Source organism: Pleomorphomonas carboxyditropha (assembly GCF_002770725.1).
In the GTDB taxonomy this organism is placed as follows: Bacteria; Pseudomonadota; Alphaproteobacteria; order Rhizobiales; family Pleomorphomonadaceae; genus Pleomorphomonas; species Pleomorphomonas carboxyditropha.
The window spans coordinates 147,962-164,221 of record NZ_NQVN01000003.1 but is presented as its reverse complement, the minus strand read 5'-3'; the positions used below and the strand labels follow the sequence as shown (position 1 = coordinate 164,221).

General features: G+C 67.9%; 13 protein-coding genes. 12 read left to right on the top strand and 1 reads right to left on the bottom strand.

Annotated features, from left to right (window positions below; translation table 11 throughout):
* Positions 1-352: 352 nt before the first annotated feature.
* The 6 genes from CJ014_RS07925 (at position 353) to nagB (ending at position 9,375) form a co-directional block, all read left to right on the top strand.
* Entirely contained in the window at positions 353-2,287 is a 1,935-nt protein-coding gene (locus CJ014_RS07925; RefSeq protein WP_100079935.1) for a PTS mannitol transporter subunit IICBA, read from the top strand.
* Positions 2,288-2,356: 69 nt separating this feature from the next.
* Complete coding sequence (locus CJ014_RS07920) at positions 2,357-3,499, top strand: mannitol-1-phosphate 5-dehydrogenase (protein ID WP_100079934.1); 1,143 nt, start codon at positions 2,357-2,359, stop codon at positions 3,497-3,499.
* A 222-nt stretch (positions 3,500-3,721) separates the two neighbouring features.
* Positions 3,722-6,271, top strand: coding sequence for a phosphoenolpyruvate--protein phosphotransferase (gene ptsP / locus CJ014_RS07915; protein ID WP_100079933.1), 2,550 nt, complete (start codon positions 3,722-3,724; stop codon positions 6,269-6,271).
* Between the two features lie 50 nt (positions 6,272-6,321).
* Complete coding sequence (locus CJ014_RS07910; protein ID WP_100079932.1) at positions 6,322-7,209, top strand: helix-turn-helix transcriptional regulator; 888 nt, start codon at positions 6,322-6,324, stop codon at positions 7,207-7,209.
* Positions 7,210-7,302: 93 nt separating this feature from the next.
* The gene (locus tag CJ014_RS07905; RefSeq protein ID WP_100079931.1) at positions 7,303-8,511 is read left to right on the top strand and encodes an ROK family transcriptional regulator; all 1,209 of its coding nucleotides are present in this window, start codon (positions 7,303-7,305) and stop codon (positions 8,509-8,511) included.
* A 117-nt stretch (positions 8,512-8,628) separates the two neighbouring features.
* On the top strand, positions 8,629-9,375 hold the full coding sequence (gene nagB, locus CJ014_RS07900; protein WP_207765698.1) for a glucosamine-6-phosphate deaminase: 747 nt from the start codon (positions 8,629-8,631) through the stop codon (positions 9,373-9,375).
* 64 nt (positions 9,376-9,439) lie between these two features.
* On the opposite strand, the gene CJ014_RS07895 is transcribed toward nagB, so the two are convergent.
* Positions 9,440-10,885, bottom strand: coding sequence for a sensor histidine kinase (locus CJ014_RS07895; protein WP_100079929.1), 1,446 nt, complete (start codon positions 10,883-10,885; stop codon positions 9,440-9,442).
* Between the two features lie 390 nt (positions 10,886-11,275).
* Here CJ014_RS07895 and rpmH point away from each other — a divergent pair, with 390 nt between their 5' ends.
* The 6 genes from rpmH to CJ014_RS07865 all read left to right on the top strand — a co-directional run bounded on the left by rpmH (position 11,276) and on the right by CJ014_RS07865 (position 16,141).
* On the top strand, positions 11,276-11,410 hold the full coding sequence (rpmH, locus tag CJ014_RS07890; protein WP_026781973.1) for a 50S ribosomal protein L34: 135 nt from the start codon (positions 11,276-11,278) through the stop codon (positions 11,408-11,410).
* Between the two features lie 13 nt (positions 11,411-11,423).
* A complete protein-coding gene (rnpA, locus tag CJ014_RS07885) occupies positions 11,424-11,873 on the top strand; it encodes a ribonuclease P protein component (RefSeq protein WP_100079928.1) in 450 nt (149 codons plus the stop codon).
* Positions 11,870-13,678, top strand: coding sequence for a membrane protein insertase YidC (gene yidC, locus CJ014_RS07880; RefSeq protein ID WP_100079927.1), 1,809 nt, complete (start codon positions 11,870-11,872; stop codon positions 13,676-13,678). The genes rnpA and yidC overlap by 4 nt, the downstream gene beginning before the upstream one ends.
* Positions 13,679-13,784: 106 nt before the next feature.
* A complete protein-coding gene (gene yihA, locus CJ014_RS07875; protein WP_100079926.1) occupies positions 13,785-14,435 on the top strand; it encodes a ribosome biogenesis GTP-binding protein YihA/YsxC in 651 nt (216 codons plus the stop codon).
* Between the two features lie 138 nt (positions 14,436-14,573).
* Positions 14,574-15,446: an acetylglutamate kinase gene (gene argB, locus CJ014_RS07870; protein WP_245427197.1), complete on the top strand. Its 873-nt coding sequence runs from the start codon at positions 14,574-14,576 to the stop codon at positions 15,444-15,446.
* Complete coding sequence (locus CJ014_RS07865) at positions 15,446-16,141, top strand: pyrimidine 5'-nucleotidase (RefSeq protein ID WP_100079924.1); 696 nt, start codon at positions 15,446-15,448, stop codon at positions 16,139-16,141. Before argB ends, CJ014_RS07865 begins: the two co-directional genes overlap by 1 nt.
* Positions 16,142-16,260 lie beyond the last annotated feature (119 nt).

The following is a 16,260-nucleotide window of genomic DNA, read 5'->3' as shown; positions in this document are numbered from 1 at the left end:
GCGCCAGTGTAGGATACATTTTTACAGTCGTGTTTATATCTTTCCACTTTTCCCCGTCGTGATGTCATGTTTTGATCACAATCGAACGAGGACCCGTAAGAACAACGATTGAAGCGTGCTGGAGTCCGAGCGTCGATAGGCGTTCGGAGCGGTGTTTTCGTATCTCCTGATCCGGGCAATACCGGGTCGGGATGGAGGAGCGGAGAGGCTCACGAGATAAACGACCTGACCGGCCCATTCCGGGAGCCGGTGTTTCTTCGACGCAACTGATTTGCGGCGACGGTGTCGCTTATTCTCTGGACTGTCGGTCTCCTTCTTCGGCATGGCAGGACTTCGTGGAGGAGTTTCCAGAATGGCATATACCGCAACCGGAGGGGGCGACGCCTCGTCCTCCAATCTCAAGGTACGCGTCCAGCAAGTGGGCCGTTTCCTGAGCAGCATGGTGATGCCCAATATCGGCGCATTTATCGCCTGGGGTATCATCACCACACTCTTCATTCCGACCGGCTGGCTGCCCAACGAGTTCTTCGCCAAGCTCGTCGGCCCGATGATCACTTATCTGCTGCCGCTGCTCCTGGGCTATACCGGCGGCAAGCTCGTCTACGGCGAGCGCGGCGCGGTGGTCGGCGCCATCGTGACGGCCGGCGTCATCGTCGGCACCGACATCCCGATGTTCCTCGGCGCCATGCTGGTGGGTCCGTTCGGCGGCTGGGCGATCAAGCAGTTCGACAGGCTCGTCGACGGCAAGATCCGCCCCGGCTTCGAGATGCTGGTCAACAATTTCTCGGCCGGTATTCTCGGCATGATCCTGGCCATGCTCGCCTTTGCGATCGTCGGTCCGGTCGTCGAATACCTGTCGGCGGCGCTCGGCGCGGGCGTCAACGCCCTGATCAGCACCGGCCTCATTCCGCTCGCCTCGATCCTGGTCGAGCCGGCCAAGGTGCTGTTCCTCAACAACGCCATCAACCACGGCGTCTTCACCCCGCTCGGCATCCAGCAGGCCGCCGAACAGGGCAAGTCGCTGGTCTTCCTGATCGAAGCCAACCCGGGTCCGGGTCTCGGCCTCCTGCTTGCCTACATGGTCTTCGGCCGCGGCAATGCCAAGGAATCGGCACCGGGCGCCGCCATTATCCACTTCTTCGGCGGCATCCACGAGATCTACTTCCCCTACGTGCTGATGAAGCCGCGTCTGATCATCGCCATGATCCTCGGCGGTGCCACCGGCGTGGCGGCCAACATGCTGCTCGGCGGCGGCCTGCGTGCTCCGTCGTCCCCGGGCTCGATCTTCGCCGTGCTCGGCATGACCCCCGCCGACGGCTTCGTGGGCGTCATCTCCGCCGTGGTTCTGGGCGCGCTCGTGACCTTCCTGGTCGCTTCGGTGCTGCTCAAGACCGACAAGTCGGACGTGGAAGAAGACCTCGCCGCGACCACCGCCCGCGTCAAGGCCATGAAGGCCGAATCGAAGGGCATGGCCGCTCCGGTCGCCGCCGCTCCGGCTGCTGCCGCTTCGGCCGCCATCTCCGGCCCGGTCCGCTCGGTGCTGGTTGCCTGCGACGCCGGCATGGGCTCGTCCGCCATGGGCGCCTCCATGCTGCGCAAGAAGCTGGACCAGGCGGGCCTTGGCGCCATCCGGTCGGGCAACGTGGCGATCAACGCGCTGCCGGCCGACGTGGATGTCGTCATCACCCACAAGGACCTGACCGAGCGCGCCCGCCGGGCCGCTCCCAATGCGACGCACGTCTCCATCACCAATTTCCTCGACGGCGCGGCCTATGACCGCATCGTGGCGGAGATCAAGGCGAAGGCGGATTCCGCCGCGGCTCCGGCCGCCGGCAAGCCCGAGGGTGGCGCATCTTTTAACCTCGGTGAGGAAAACATCTTCCTCGGCCTCACCGCGTCCACCAAAGAGGAAGCCGTTCGCTTCGCCGGCTCCAAGCTTCTGGAGATGGGCGCGATCACCCCGAGCTACATCGACGCCATGCTCCAGCGCGAGACCATCGTGTCGACCTATCTCGGCCAGTCGCTGGCCATGCCGCACGGCACCAACGAAGCGAAGAACGAGGTCCTGAAGACCGGTATCGTCGTCTGCCAGTATCCCGACGGCGTGTTCTTCGGCCCCGAACCCGAGAATGTGGCTCGTCTCGTCGTCGGCCTCGCCGCCAAGGGCAACGAGCACATGGATGTGATGTCGGCCCTCGCCAGGGTCCTGGAGAATCCCAAGGTGGTCGCCCACCTTGCGACGACCAAGAACCCGGCGGACGTGCTGCGCATCCTCGACCTCGGCTGAGCTCGGCTTCTTGAAATCGGGGGTCGCCCAAGGGCGGCCCTCTTCCCGAGACATGTTTTGGAGACGACCATGCGAGCCATTCACTTCGGCGCCGGCAACATCGGCCGTGGCTTTATCGGCAAAATTCTCGCCGACGCCGGATGGGCGGTCACCTTCGCCGACGTCAACGAGACCCTGGTCGGCCAGATCAGGAAGGACGGGCGCTATCCGGTCGACATCGTCGGCTCCGGCAGCCGCCGCGAGGAGGTGACGGGCGTCACCGCCGTCTCGTCGATCGGTGACGACATCGTCGCTCTCATCGCTTCCGCCGATCTCGTCACCACCGCCGTCGGACCGGCCGTGCTGCCGAAGATCGCGCCGACCATCGCCCGCGGCCTCGAGGCGCGCGTCGCCGCCGGCAAGCACGCCCCGCTCAATGTCATCGCCTGCGAGAACACCATCCGCGGCACCACCCAGCTCAAGGAGGCGGTGTTCGGCCACCTGCCGGCGGCTGTGGCCTCCGTCGTGGCGATCGAAGTGGGATTTGCCGACAGCGCCGTCGATCGCATCGTGCCGCCGGCGCCGCCGGTCGAGGGCGAGCCGCTCGCCGTCACCGTCGAGGAATTCTCCGAGTGGATCGTCGACCGCACCCAGCTCAAGGGCTGGACGCACGACATTCCCGGCATGGAGCTGACCGATAATCTGATGGCTTTCGTCGAGCGCAAGCTGTTCACGCTCAACACCGGCCACGCCATCACCGCCTATCTCGGCTTCGGGAAAGGCCTGCCGACCATCCGCGACGCCATCGAGGACGCCGGCATCCGCGCCGTCGTCAAGGCGGCGATGGAGGAAAGCGGCGCCGTGCTGATCCGCCGCTACGGTTTCGATCCGGCCAAGCATGCCGCCTACATCGAAAAGATCCTCGGCCGCTTCGCCAATCCCTTCATCCGCGACGACGTGGCGCGCGTGGGGCGCGAGCCCCTGCGCAAGCTCGGCAAGAGCGACCGGCTGATCCGGCCGTTGCTCGGCACGCTCGAATACGGCCTGCCGCACGTGAACCTCGTCAAGGGCATCGCCGCGGCGCTTCGCTACCGCAACGACGGCGACCCCCAGGCGGTCGAGATGCAGGCGGCCATCGCCGAGGTCGGCGTTGCCGCCGCCGTCGATCGCTTCTCCGGCAACGCGCTTCCGGCGGAGGTTCTTGCCGAAATCGCCGCTGCGGCCCAGATTTAGTTCCCACGAGGCACGAGAGGACCGCCGGTCCGCGGCCCTTCTTCCTCGCATCGCCGCCGCCGCCGGATGTCGGCGGCGGAGGGAGAGGCTTTGCCTCGACAGGGGCATCCGCCCGAAAGGTTGTGAGACTTTTCGGACGGGCGGATGGGAAAACAAGGAGCTGGAGCGACAAGCCGACCCCGTGCGATCGGCCTTTCGTTACAGATATTGGGAGACACGCGCATGACCACCTCGACCATCTCCGTCCGGGCTCCCCTCAAGGGCCGGATCGTGCCGCTCGGCGACGTTCCCGACCCGATGTTCGCGCTCGGCATGATGGGCGACGGCGTTGCCATCGAGCCGGAGGTCGGCGAGGTGCATGCGCCGGTGGCCGGCACCGTGACCTCGGTGCATCGTCGCGGCCACGCCGTGAAGGTGATGACCGACGACGGCGCCGAGTTCCTGGTGCATGTCGGCCTCGAAGCGGTGGCGCTGCGCGGCGCCGGCCTCGACGCCGTGGTGGCCGAAGGCGACCGGGTGGCGGTCGGCGACCTGCTCATCCGCTTCGATCTCAAGGCGCTGGCGGAAAGCTGCGGCATCGTGACGACGCCGGTCCTGGTCACCAACGAGGACGCCTTCCACGTCACCGCCCGCAAGTCGGCCGGCGCGGTCGGCCTCGGCGACGAGGTGATGACGGTGATGCCGATCGATGCGGAAGCGCCGCCGCCGGTCGAACGGATCGAGCGGCAGGTCGTTCTCGAAATGAGCGAGGGCCTGCACGCCCGTCCGGCGGCGCTCCTGGCCGCCAAGGCCAAGGAATATGCCAGCGCCGTCGAGGTCGTCCTCGGCGAGCGCAAGGCTAACGCCAAGAGCCCGGTGTCGCTGCTCACGCTCGGAAGCCGCTGGGGCAGCCGGCTCGTCGTCTCGGCCGAAGGCGCCGATGCGGCGGCGGCGGTGGACGGCGTGATCGAGGCGATCGCTTCCGGCCTTGGCGATCCGGTCGTCCCTTACGTGGATGCCGGCCAGGAAACCTTGCCGGGTGTCGCCGAGGCGGCGTCCGCCGTCGAGGAGCCGCCCGTCGACCTGACGCCCTTTGGTCCCGAAGACAGGCCGCTGCTCGGTGGCGTGGTCGCGGCGCCCGGCCTCGCCATCGGCCGCGCCGTTCATCTCAAGGAAAAGGTCGCCCGGCCGGCCGAGGCGGGCGGGGATGTGGCGGCCGAAAGCGCCGCGCTCGACGCCGCCATCGCCCGCGTCCACCAGCACCTCAGCGAGCAGGCGACGGCCGGCCGCACGCCGCAGCAGCGCGACATCATGGCCGCGCATGCCGCGCTGCTCGAGGATACCGAGCTCCTCGAAGGAGCCCGCGACCGCATCGCCCATGGCAAGAGCGCCGGCTGGGCCTTCTCCGACACGATTTCCGCCCAGGCGGCGCTGCTGCGCGGGCTTGACAACGCCCGCCTTGCCGAGCGCGCCGCCGACCTCGTCGATCTGGAGCAGCAGGTGCTGACGGTGCTGGCCGGCGGCTCGCCGGAGAGCCTGACGCTGCCCGAGGACGCCATCGCCATCGCCGACGACCTCCTGCCGTCGCAGTTCATGGCTTTCGGCGACCGGCTGCCGGCCGCCTTCGTGGTCGCCAAGGGCGGCCGCACCTCGCACGTCGCCATCCTCTCGGCGGCGAGCGGCGTGCCGATGCTGGCCGCCGTCGGCGCCGACGCCCGCCGCATTCCCGAGGGCACGCCGCTGATCGTCGACGCCGAGCGCGGCGAGATCCAGGTGAATCCGACCGAAGCGACCATCGAGGCGACCCGCAAGGCGGCGGCCGAGCGCGAAACGCGCCGCGCCGCCAACCGCGAGGCGGCGCCGATCGATTGCCTGATGGCCGACGGCACGCGCCTGCCGGTCTACGCCAACGTCGGCTCGGTGGCCGACGCGGCGCGCGGTCTCGCCTTCGGCGCCGAGGGCTCCGGCCTGCTCAGGACCGAGTTCCTGTTCCTCGACCGGCCGACGGCGCCCACCGAGGCCGAGCAGCAGGCCGAATACCAGGCGATCGCCGACGCGCTGCGCGGCAAGCCGCTCACCATCCGCACCCTCGATATCGGCGGCGACAAGCCGCTGCCCTATCTCAAGCAGGCGGCCGAGGAGAACCCGATCCTCGGCGTGCGCGGCATTCGCGTCTCCAGGCGCCGGCCCGATCTGCTGCGCCAGCAGTTCCGCGCCATCCTCAAGGTGACGCCGGTGTCGGTCGTCCGCATCATGATGCCGATGATCGCCGATATCGGCGAACTGCGCTGGGCCAAGGCCATCTTCGAGGAGGAGAAGGCAGCCCTCGGCATCACCGCCGACGTGCCGCTCGGCATCATGATCGAGGTGCCGGCCGCCGTCGCCATGGCCGACAAGCTGGCGCGGGAGGCCGCGTTCTTCTCGATCGGCACCAACGACCTCACCCAGTATGTGCTGGCCATGGACCGCGGCAACACCGAGCTCGCCCCGGAGATCGATTCGCTGCATCCGGCGGTATTGAAAACGATTGCCGACGCGGCGGCGGCCGGCGCCCGCCATGACTGCCCGGTCGGCGTCTGCGGCGGTCTGGCCTCGGAACTGCCGGCGGCGCCCATCCTGATCGGCCTCGGCGTCACCAGCCTGTCGGCCACCCGCTCCGGCATTCCGGACCTCAAGGCCTTCATCCGGACGCTCGACAAGGACACCTGCCGTGCCGTGGCGGAAGAGGCGCTGGCGCTCGATTCGGCCGCCGACGTGCGGGCGATGGTGGCCCGGCGCTGGCCCGACCTCTGACGCCTTCGTAACAAACCTCGCCAGCCCGCGCCGCAACAAGGAGGCGCACTATGGTGTCTGCCAACATGACGCTCGACGACTTCGCCCGCGGCGATGCGCTCGCCGCCGCGGCCGGCTGGCCGCAGCATATCGTCTTCGGCCTCGATGCCGCCGCGCCGCCGCTCGGCGCGCTGCAGGTGCAGTTCGCGCGCTTCGAGTTCGTGATCGCCGGCACCTATACCAACCTTCTCTGCGACCGCGCCGCGCGGCTGGTCGAGCGCGAGCTCGGCCCCGGCGATGCGCTGGTGGTGCCGGGCAACTGCTGGAACCAGCCGCTGTGGGACAAGGACGTCGAGGTCCTGAGCCTCCTGTTCGGCGCCACCCACCTCGGCGTCAGCCTGGTGCGATGGAGCGCCGGCGAGCGGCGCTTCGTCTCGGTGGAAAAGCGCAACTGCCTGATCCCCGGCAACGGGCCTTTGCAATACATGGTGGACGCCATGGCGAGCCACCGCGACGACGCCGGGCCGACCAGCCTCGACAGCCGCCTGCTGGCGCAGGCCATCCTCGAATATTCCCGCCGTCTGCTCGCCAATCCGGTGCCGGAAGAGGAGCGGCAGTCGTCGGCCTTCTTCCGCGCCGCCTGCCTCTATATCGAGGAGAACTTCGACCGGCTGATCACCCGCGACACGGTGGCCGCCCACCTGCGCATCAGCCCCAACTATTTCTCGCGCGTCTTCCGCGAGCAGGGCGCCATGACCTTTTCCGACTATCTGACGCAGGTGCGGATCGGCAAGGCGAAGTTCATGCTGGAGAAATACGACCTGCCGCTGTCGCAGATCGCCCAGCGCTGCGGCTTCAACGACTTCAACTACTTCTACAAGGTGTTCAAGAAGGTGGTCGGCCGCACGCCCACCGAATACCGCAATTCGGTGCAGGCCGGGGCGGCGGTCAAGGCGTAAGCATTGAGCCGGCGCGGCTCAGGGCTGTGAAGCGGCGGATTTGGGTGTATGCATCGATGCCATGACGATGCTCTGACGGAGACCTCCGGCCCGATGATCCCAGACGATACCGCAACGCCGGTGCTGCGCCAGATCTCGGTGCGCGCCGTCATGGACGTGCTCCTCAATTCCGGCGCCACCTCGCGGGCCGCCCTCGCCAAGATCACCGGCCTTTCCAAGCAGACGATGTCGGAAGTGATCCGTGTATTGGAGAGCGGCGGCTTCGTGCGCGTCAAGGGCGTCACCTCCGGCAAGGTCGGCCGGGCGGCGGTGATCTACGAGGTCGATCCCCTGGCCGGTTACGTCCTCGGCGCCGAGCTCGGCGTCACCTCGCTGCGCCTGTCGCTCGCCAACATCGTCGGCGACGTCGTCGCCTCGGTCGAGGCGCCGTCGGACGAACTGTCGGGAACGGCGCTGGTCGCCGCGCTCGGCCGCCTCGCGGGCGATCTCGTCGCCGACGCCGGCATCGAACGGCAAAAGGTTCTGGTCGCGGCGGTGGCCATGCCCGGCGTCGTCGAGCCGGAGAGCGGGCGGCTGTCGCTGTCGCCCAACCTCGAAGGGCTCGGCGACATCGACGTCCGCACCCTGCTGTCGGCCGAGCTCGGCTGCCCGGTGGTGATCGAGAACGACATCAACGCCGCGGTGATCGGCGAATCCTGGACCGGCTGCGCCGTCGGGGTCGACGAGGTGGCCTTCGTGTCGCTCGGCACCGGTATCGGCCTCGGCGCGCTGAGCGGCGGCCGGCTGATCCGCGGCGCCAGCGGAGCGGCCGGCGAAATCGGCTTCCTGCCGATCGGTGGCGACCCGGTCGCCCCCGACAGCCTGAGGCGCGGCGCCCTCGAAAGCGCCATCGGCGGGCGCGGCATCCGCGGCCGCTACCGGGCGCTCGGCGGCGCATCGGCGCTGTCGCCGGCCGATATTTTCGTGGCCGCCCAGGCGGGAGACGATGCCGCCGCCGTCGCGGCCGCCCGTGAGGCCGCCCACACCGCCGCCCTGGCGATGGTGGCCGTCCATGCGCTGCTCGAGCCGAGGAAGATCGTCGTCGGCGGCATTGTCGGCTGCCTGCCGGGCGTGGTCGGGCGGATAAGGGACGAGTTGCCCCGCGTCAGCCATCGGCCGATCGCCGTCGAGGTTTCCGTTCTCGCCGCCCGCGCCGCGCTGACCGGCGCCGTCGCCATCGCCCTCAACCAGGCGCACAACCTGCTGTTCAGCCCCGCCGACCTGCCGATGCCCCTGCGGCTGCCGGCCGCCGCGCATGGCTGACCGTCATCCAAATTTTATGTTCGGCATCTTGACGAACTAATTATCCGTCGCCATCATTCTATTGATGGATGGCCTTGGCCGGCCGATGCGCTTGGCCGCCGATCGATGGAGTTCAGGATGCGGATCAATCATTTTCCCACGACCGTGGCGGCGGCCCATGCCGTGGCCGACCGCATCGCCGAGCGCCTCAAGGCAAAGCCGAACATCGTTCTCGGCCTCGCCACCGGCGCCACCATGGAGCCGGTCTACGAGCGGCTGGTGGCGCTGCATCGCGCCGGCGACATCAGCTTCTCCGGCGTCACGTCCTTCAATCTCGATGAATATGTCGGCCTGCCGCCGGCCGATCCGCGCTCCTATCGGTCGACCATGGACAGCCAGTTGTTCGACCTCGTCGACATCGACAAGGCCCGCACCTTCGTGCCCGACGGCCTTGCCGCCGATGCCGCCGCCTTCGCCAGCCGCTACGAGGCGATGATCCGCGAGGCGGGCGGCATCGACCTGCAGCTCCTCGGCATCGGCCGCAACGGCCACATCGGCTTCAACGAGCCGGGCGCCGATTTCGCCGCCCGCACCCGCGTCGTCGACCTCGAAGCGTCGACGCTCGCGGCCAACTCGGCCTTCTTCGGCGGCGCGCAGCCGCCCACCCAGGCGATGACCATGGGAATCGGCACCATTCTCGCCTCGCGTGAGATCGTCGTGCTGGCCACCGGCGCCGCCAAGCGCGACGCGGTGCGCGCCGCGCTCCTCGGCGCCGTCACGGCCGATTGCCCGGCGACCGCGCTGCGCCGCCACGGCAACGTCAGCTGGTGGCTCGATGCCGAGAGCGGCGCCGGCGTCCCCGGCGAAAACCTCGCGGCGGAATAGCCGATTTTTCCTTTGTCGAACGACATGAGCGGCGGCGCTTTCGAGCGTCGCCGCTTTTGCATGTTCAGGCGGCAAGGGCCGGCCGGTCGGGGATCTCGATCACGAAGGTGGCGCCGGGGCCGCCGTCGAGGCAGGAGATGGTGCCGCCGTGCGCCTTGACCAGTTCGGCGACGATGGCGAGGCCGAGCCCGGTGCCGCCGGTCCGCACCGAGCCGGAGAACGGCTTGAACAGCGATTCCCGCGCCTTTTCCGACAGGCCGGGGCCGGTATCGGCAACGCGGATGCTGACCTTGGTGCCGTCGCGCTCGGCCGAAACGGTGAGCCGGCGCACCAGCGCCTCGTCCTTGCACTGTTCGAGCGCCTGCGCGGCGTTGCGGACGAGGTTGAGCAGCACCCGGAACAACTGCTCCGAATCGGCGTCCACCTCCAGGTTCTCGGGCACCGCGTTCACCCATTCGATGCTGGCATGATGGACGAGGCCGGTCATTTCCGCCACATCGGTGCAGAGCCGCGACAGCGACAACAGCCGCCGCGCCGGCGGCGCCTCCTGCGCCTTGCCGTAGGCCAGCACCGACTGGCAGTAATTGATCGCCCGGTCGATGGCCGACACCAGCTTGGGCGCGAAACGCTGCACCGACGGATCGGGAATGGCCGTCAGGCGGTCGGAGATCAGCTGGGCCGAGGCGAGCAGGTTGCGGAGGTCGTGGTTGATCTTCGAGACGGCAAGCCCCAGCTCGACGAGCCGCTTCTGCTGCTTGAACAGCTCCTGGATGCGCTGCTGCATGGTGGCGGCGGCGAATTCGGCGCGGCCGATCTCGTCGGTCCGGCCGCCGTAGCGGACCAGATAGGCGTCGCTTTCCGGCTCCTGCGACCATTTGTAGATCGACCTGCCGAGGCGCCGCATCGGGATGACCATCAGGTATTGGATGGAGAAGAACACCAGCACGCCGACGAAGGCGGAAATCAGGAAGGAGACCAAGAGCAGCCGGCCGGCGAAATGCAGCAGCTCGTCGCGGAGATGGGTCTCGGAGAACACCACCTCGATCTCGCCCTCGTCGTCATAGGTGCCGGTGACGCGGATGGTGCGATCGCCGCCGAACAGCATGGTGTCGATCGCTTCCATGACGATGCCGTGCGTCATCTGGTTGTCGAAGTCGATGCTGCGGGTGACCGTCGGCGGCGCGTCGGCCATGGCGACGAGCTGCTTCATGCCGGCCGAGCGGACCGCGACGGCATAGGCGTCGAGCCGGTTGAGAAGGTCGGCCTGGATGGTGCGCGGCAGCGCCGTTTCCGGATAGGTGGTCAGCGTGTGGGCGACGATCCCGGCGGTGCGGATCTTCGACTCGATGTAGTTGCGCTGGAAGTTGGCGATGGACGGAACGAACAGCAGCACCTCCGCGAACATCACGAACAGAATCGTGAAGATCAGGAGTTTGAAGGACAGACTGAAGGTGTGCGTGGTCGGAAAGTGCGGCTTGTCGGGGCCGCCGGAATTGTCAGTCTGGACCATATGGAAGATTCCGAAAAAAGAATGCTCTCTATCTGTCGCTTCGCGCGAAAATTGGAAGAGGCCCGCGTCCGAAATAAGGTAAAATTCTGTCGTGTTGCCACATTCCTCGTCGATCTTGGCGCCGATCGGTGTCCGCAGGCGTCAGCAGCGTGGGAACAGCCGGCAAAAGGCCGGCGGCCGGCCATTGATGCGTTGACGAGCCATCGTCCGTCCCGTATAAGCCCCTCCGATCGGAAGGGCGCCACCGGTCTTTCGGCCGGCAGTGGCCGGATATGCCGTGGCCGATTTCCCAAGTGAAACGCGAGAGCTGTCCGAAGGCGGGGTGCGAGCCGTCCCGAAGCCGGAAAGCCGCCAGACAACGAGGGGCCCGCGCCGGCGGGCAAGACAAGCATGAAGCGGACTTACCAGCCGTCCAAGCTCATTCGCAAGCGCCGTCACGGCTTCCGTGCGCGCATGGCCACCGCCGGTGGCCGCAAGGTGATCGCCCGTCGCCGGGCCCAGGGGCGCAAGCGTCTGTCGGCGTAATCGGCCCTCGTCCATGGCGGACGCCGGCCGTCCGGCTCGCGAGGCGCCAGACATGCAGCGGCTGAAGAAGCGGAATGACTACGTGAAAGTCGCCCGGGGTGCCAGAACGCCCCGGCGCGGCTTTTTGCTGCAATCGATCCGCCGTCCCGATGGGGTGGCGGACGGGGCCGGGGCGGACGCCCGCTTCGGCTTCACGGTGACCAAGAAGATGGGCAATGCCGTGGTGCGCAACCGCATCCGGCGCCGTCTCAAGGAAGCGGTACGGCTCGCCGGTGCCGCGGCCGCCGACCCGGGGCGCGATTTCGTGCTGGTCGGCCGCCGTCCGGCGCTCGACATGCCGTTTGCCGCCCTGGTCGCCGATGTGGTCGGCGCCGTTCGCGCCGCGGCCTCCGGCAAGATGGGGCCGCGCGGCGGCAAGGAGGCGCTGAAGCCGGCGCCGAGCGAGGAAGAAACAGGTCCATGACCGAAAACCGCAATATGATCCTGGCCATCGCCCTGTCGCTGGCCGTACTGCTCGGCTGGCAGTATTTCGTCGCCGGTCCGCGGCTCGAAAAGGCGCAGATCGCCGAGCAGTCGGCCCAGCAGCAGTCCGTCGGCCAGGCGGCGCCGGCCGATGGCGCCGCGACCGGTGGCGCCGCCGCCGACGGGAGCACGGCGCCGACGGTCGGCCTCAACACCACGGCCGCCTTCGTTTCCCGCGACCAGGCGCTCGCCAAGAGCGCGCGCGTTCCGATCGACACGCCCGAGCTGACCGGCTCGATCAGCCTTAACGGCGCCCGCATCGACGACCTGTCGCTGAAGCTCTACCGCGAGACCATCGAGCCCAATTCGCCGCTCGTGCAGCTTCTCAATCCCTTCGGGACCGACCACGCCTATTATGCCGAATTCGGCTTCATGGCCCCGGCTGGGGCTGGCGTGGCGCTGCCGGGCGCCGAAACGGCCTGGACTGCGCCGGAGGGCGCGCGGCTGACGCCGTCGACGCCGGTGACGCTGACCTGGGACAACGGCGCCGGCCTGGTCTTCACCCGCGAGATCTCCGTCGACGCCCACGCCATGTTCACGGTGAAGGATAGCGTCGCCAACACTTCCGCCAACGCCGCCACCATCTATCCCTATGGTCTCGTCACCCGCTACGGCACGCCGCAGGTGCCGGGCGCCTGGGTGCTGCACGAGGGCCTGCTCGGCGTCTTTGGCGACGAGGGCCTCACCGAGACCACCTACAAGGACCTGAAGGACAGCGACGGCGTGAAGCCCGACCCGGTCAGCAGCGGCTGGCTCGGCATCACCGACAAGTATTGGGCGACGGCGCTGATCCCCGAGGGCGGCGTCACCTTCCAGCCGCGCTTCTCCTGGGCGCTGGCCGGCAACATCGACACCTATCAGGCCAATTACCTGCGCGATCCGCTTCAGGTGCCGGCCGGCGGCAGCGCCGCCACCGAGACGCGCCTGTTCGCCGGCGCCAAGACGGTCGCCCGCGTCGATGCCTATGAAAAGGAGTTCGGCATCGTCAAGTTCGACCGGCTGATCGACTGGGGCTGGTTCTACTGGATCACCAAGCCGATGTTCTGGCTGATCGACTGGCTCTACAACCTGGTCGGCAACTTCGGCATCGCCATCCTGCTGGTGACGCTGATCGTCAAGGCCGTCTTCTTCCCGCTCGCCAACAAGTCCTACGCGTCGATGAGCAAGATGAAGATGCTGCAGCCGGCCATGGCCGACATCAAGGCCAAATACCCGGACGACAAGGTCAAGCAGCAGCAGGAGACGATGGAGCTCTACAAGCGGGAGAAGATCAACCCGCTGGCCGGCTGTCTGCCGATCGTCGTGCAGATCCCGGTGTTCTTCTCGCTCTACAAGGTGCTCTACGTGACCATCGAAATGCGTCACGCGCCCTTCTTCGGCTGGATCCACGACCTGTCGGCGGCCGACCCGACCACCATCTTCAACCTGTTCGGGCTGATCCCCTGGACGCCGCCGCACATGCTGATGCTCGGCATCTGGCCGATCATCATGGGCATCACCATGTTCGTGCAGATGAAGCTCAACCCGACGCCGCCCGATCCGACGCAGGCGATGCTGTTCACCTGGATGCCGATCGTCTTCACCTTCATGATGGCGGCCTTCCCGGCCGGGCTGGTCATCTACTGGTCGTGGAACAACCTCTTGTCGATCCTGCAGCAGTCGCTGATCATGAAGAAGCACGGCGTCAAGATCGAGCTGTTCGACAATCTGAAGACGACGTTTGCCAGAAAGCCGAAGGCCGGCTGAAATCGCCGCCAAGGCTCGTGAAATCGGCGGATCGGCTTTATCGAGCCGGTCCGTTTCCTTTATGAGGGCGAGGACCGCCCGCCGCCGACAGCCAGGATCTGCCACGATGGACGAAACCCGCACCGCGATCGATCCCGAGGCGACACGCCTCCTGTTCGCCCGCCCCTGGACGTTCGTCCGCGGCATGGCGCAGGCGAACGACCTGCCGCCGATCGCCGGCACCATCGAGGTGGCCTTCGCCGGTCGCTCCAACGTCGGCAAGTCGAGCCTCATCAACGCGCTGACCGGCCAGCAGGGCCTTGCCCGCACCTCCAACACGCCGGGCCGCACCCAGGAGCTCAACCTGTTCCGGCCGGAGGTCGACGCCGGCCTGCTGCTCGTCGACATGCCCGGCTACGGCTACGCCGAGGCGCCCAAGGACAAGGTCGACGTCTGGAACGCGCTGATCCGCGCCTATCTGCGCGGCCGGCCCAACCTCCGCCGCGTCTACGTGCTGATCGATGCCCGCCACGGCCTCAAGAAGAACGACGAGGACGTGCTGACCTTGCTCGACAAGGCGGCCGTCTCCTACCAGATCGTGCTGACCAAGGCCGACAAGCTGAAGCCGGGCGGCATCGACAAGGTGCTCGCCGAAATCGCCGAGCGCATCCGCAAGCGTCCGGCCGCTTTCCCCGAAATCCTCGCCACGTCGAGCGAAAAGGGCGCTGGCGTCGACGACCTGCGGGCGGCGATTTCCCGGCTGCTGGCCGGCGCCTGAACGGCGGCTCCGGGTGCGGTGGGTCTGCGACCCGCCGTTCGGCCGTTGAGCCTTGCCCCCCGATCGGCTATAGGCGTTCTCGATCCAACCGACGCCGAGGCCGCCATGACCACGTCCACGCCCGAAACCGCCGAAGCGATGCTGTCGCGCGCCCGCATCATCTCCGAGGCGCTGCCCTACATGCAGCGCTACGACGACAAGACCATCGTGGTGAAATACGGCGGCCACGCCATGGGCGACCCCGGCCTCGCCCGCGCCTTCGCCCGCGACATCGTGCTCCTGAAGCAATCGGGCATGAAGCCGATCGTCGTGCACGGCGGCGGTCCGCAGATCGGCTCGATGCTCGACAAGCTCGGCATCAAGAGCGAGTTCAAGAACGGCCTGCGCGTCACCGACCGCGCCACCATGGAAATCGTCGAGATGGTGCTGGCCGGCTCCATCAACAAGCAGATCGTTTCGGCGCTCAACGCCGAGGGCGGCCGGGCCATCGGCCTCTGCGGCAAGGACGGCAACCTGGTCACCGTCGAGAAGGCGACGCGCACCATGCGCGACCCCGACAGCGAGATGGAGAAGGTGATCGACCTCGGCTTCGTCGGCGAGCCCAAGGTCGTCAACCCGGCCGTGCTCGACATGGTGGCCAAGGAAGACCTGATCCCGGTGGTGGCGCCCGTCGCCCCCGGCGTCGACGGCGAGACCTACAACGTCAACGCCGACACCTTCGCCGGCGCCATCGCCGGCGCCCTGCACGCCGCGCGCCTCCTGTTCCTCACCGACGTGCCGGGCGTGCTCGACCGCAACGGCCAGCTTCTCAAGCAGCTCACCCGCGCCGAGGCGCAGGCGCTGATCGCCGACGGCACCATCTCCGGCGGCATGATCCCCAAGGTGGAGACCTGCTTCGACGCCTTGAAGCGCGGCGTCGACGCGGCGGTGATCGTCAACGGCAAGACGGCCCACGCCGTCCTCCTGGAGATCTTCACCGAGACCGGCGCCGGCACGCTGATCCGCCGCTGATGTTGCAGGGGCAACCGCCCGCCGGCGATGACCTCTCCGTCTTTGCCGGTGTCCGGGACTGGATCTTCGATCTCGACGACACGCTTTATCCGCCGGAGAGCGGCGTCTTCACCGCCGTGATGAGCCGCATCCGCGCCTATACGGCGCGGGTGATCGGCGTCACCGCCGAGGAGGCCGCCGCCCTGCAACGGCACTATGCCGCCCGCTACGGCACGACGCTGCGCGGCCTGATGGAGGAGCACGGCGTCGATCCCGGGGATTTCCTTGCCGAGGTCCACGCCGTCGACCGTTCGGTGCTCGTCCCGCATCCGGCGCTGGCCGCGGTCCTCGCCCGCCTGCCGGGCCGCAAGTTCATCCTCACTTCCGGCACCCACGCCCATGCCGGCGAGACGCTGTCCCGCCTCGGTATCGATGATCGCTTCGACGGCGTGTTCGACATCGTCGACGCCGGCTACCTGCCGAAGCCGGCCGAGGCGACTTACGCCGCCTTCCTCGCCCGCTTTTCCATCGAGCCGGCGGCGGCCGCCATGTTCGAGGATGCGCCGCGCAACCTCGTGGTGCCGCGCGCCCTCGGCATGCGCACCGTCCTGGTGACGGGAGGCACCAGGCCGCGCCCCGACGAGGCAGCCGCCGACTTCGTCACCGCCGACCTCCCGGCCTTTCTCACCCATATCGCGGATGCACTTTCCGGCTGACGAGCCATGCGCCGCCGGGGCTGGCGGAGCCGGCCCTTCGCCTGTATGAGAAGGCTCCGTTTTTCCGCGCCGTGCCGGCCTCCGCCGTTGTCCGCGCGTTCCTTCCAGGAAGCCCCCCA

Coding starts and splice junctions, on each gene's coding strand:
- CJ014_RS07925 (WP_100079935.1), top strand. CDS start 353: ATGGCATATACCGCAACCGGAGGGGGCGACGCCTCGTCCTCCAATCTC.
- CJ014_RS07920 (WP_100079934.1), top strand. CDS start 2,357: ATGCGAGCCATTCACTTCGGCGCCGGCAACATCGGCCGTGGCTTTATC.
- ptsP (WP_100079933.1), top strand. CDS start 3,722: ATGACCACCTCGACCATCTCCGTCCGGGCTCCCCTCAAGGGCCGGATC.
- CJ014_RS07910 (WP_100079932.1), top strand. CDS start 6,322: ATGGTGTCTGCCAACATGACGCTCGACGACTTCGCCCGCGGCGATGCG.
- CJ014_RS07905 (WP_100079931.1), top strand. CDS start 7,303: ATGATCCCAGACGATACCGCAACGCCGGTGCTGCGCCAGATCTCGGTG.
- nagB (WP_207765698.1), top strand. CDS start 8,629: ATGCGGATCAATCATTTTCCCACGACCGTGGCGGCGGCCCATGCCGTG.
- CJ014_RS07895 (WP_100079929.1), bottom strand. CDS start 10,885: ATGGTCCAGACTGACAATTCCGGCGGCCCCGACAAGCCGCACTTTCCG.
- rpmH (WP_026781973.1), top strand. CDS start 11,276: ATGAAGCGGACTTACCAGCCGTCCAAGCTCATTCGCAAGCGCCGTCAC.
- rnpA (WP_100079928.1), top strand. CDS start 11,424: ATGGCGGACGCCGGCCGTCCGGCTCGCGAGGCGCCAGACATGCAGCGG.
- yidC (WP_100079927.1), top strand. CDS start 11,870: ATGACCGAAAACCGCAATATGATCCTGGCCATCGCCCTGTCGCTGGCC.
- yihA (WP_100079926.1), top strand. CDS start 13,785: ATGGACGAAACCCGCACCGCGATCGATCCCGAGGCGACACGCCTCCTG.
- argB (WP_245427197.1), top strand. CDS start 14,574: ATGCTGTCGCGCGCCCGCATCATCTCCGAGGCGCTGCCCTACATGCAG.
- CJ014_RS07865 (WP_100079924.1), top strand. CDS start 15,446: ATGTTGCAGGGGCAACCGCCCGCCGGCGATGACCTCTCCGTCTTTGCC.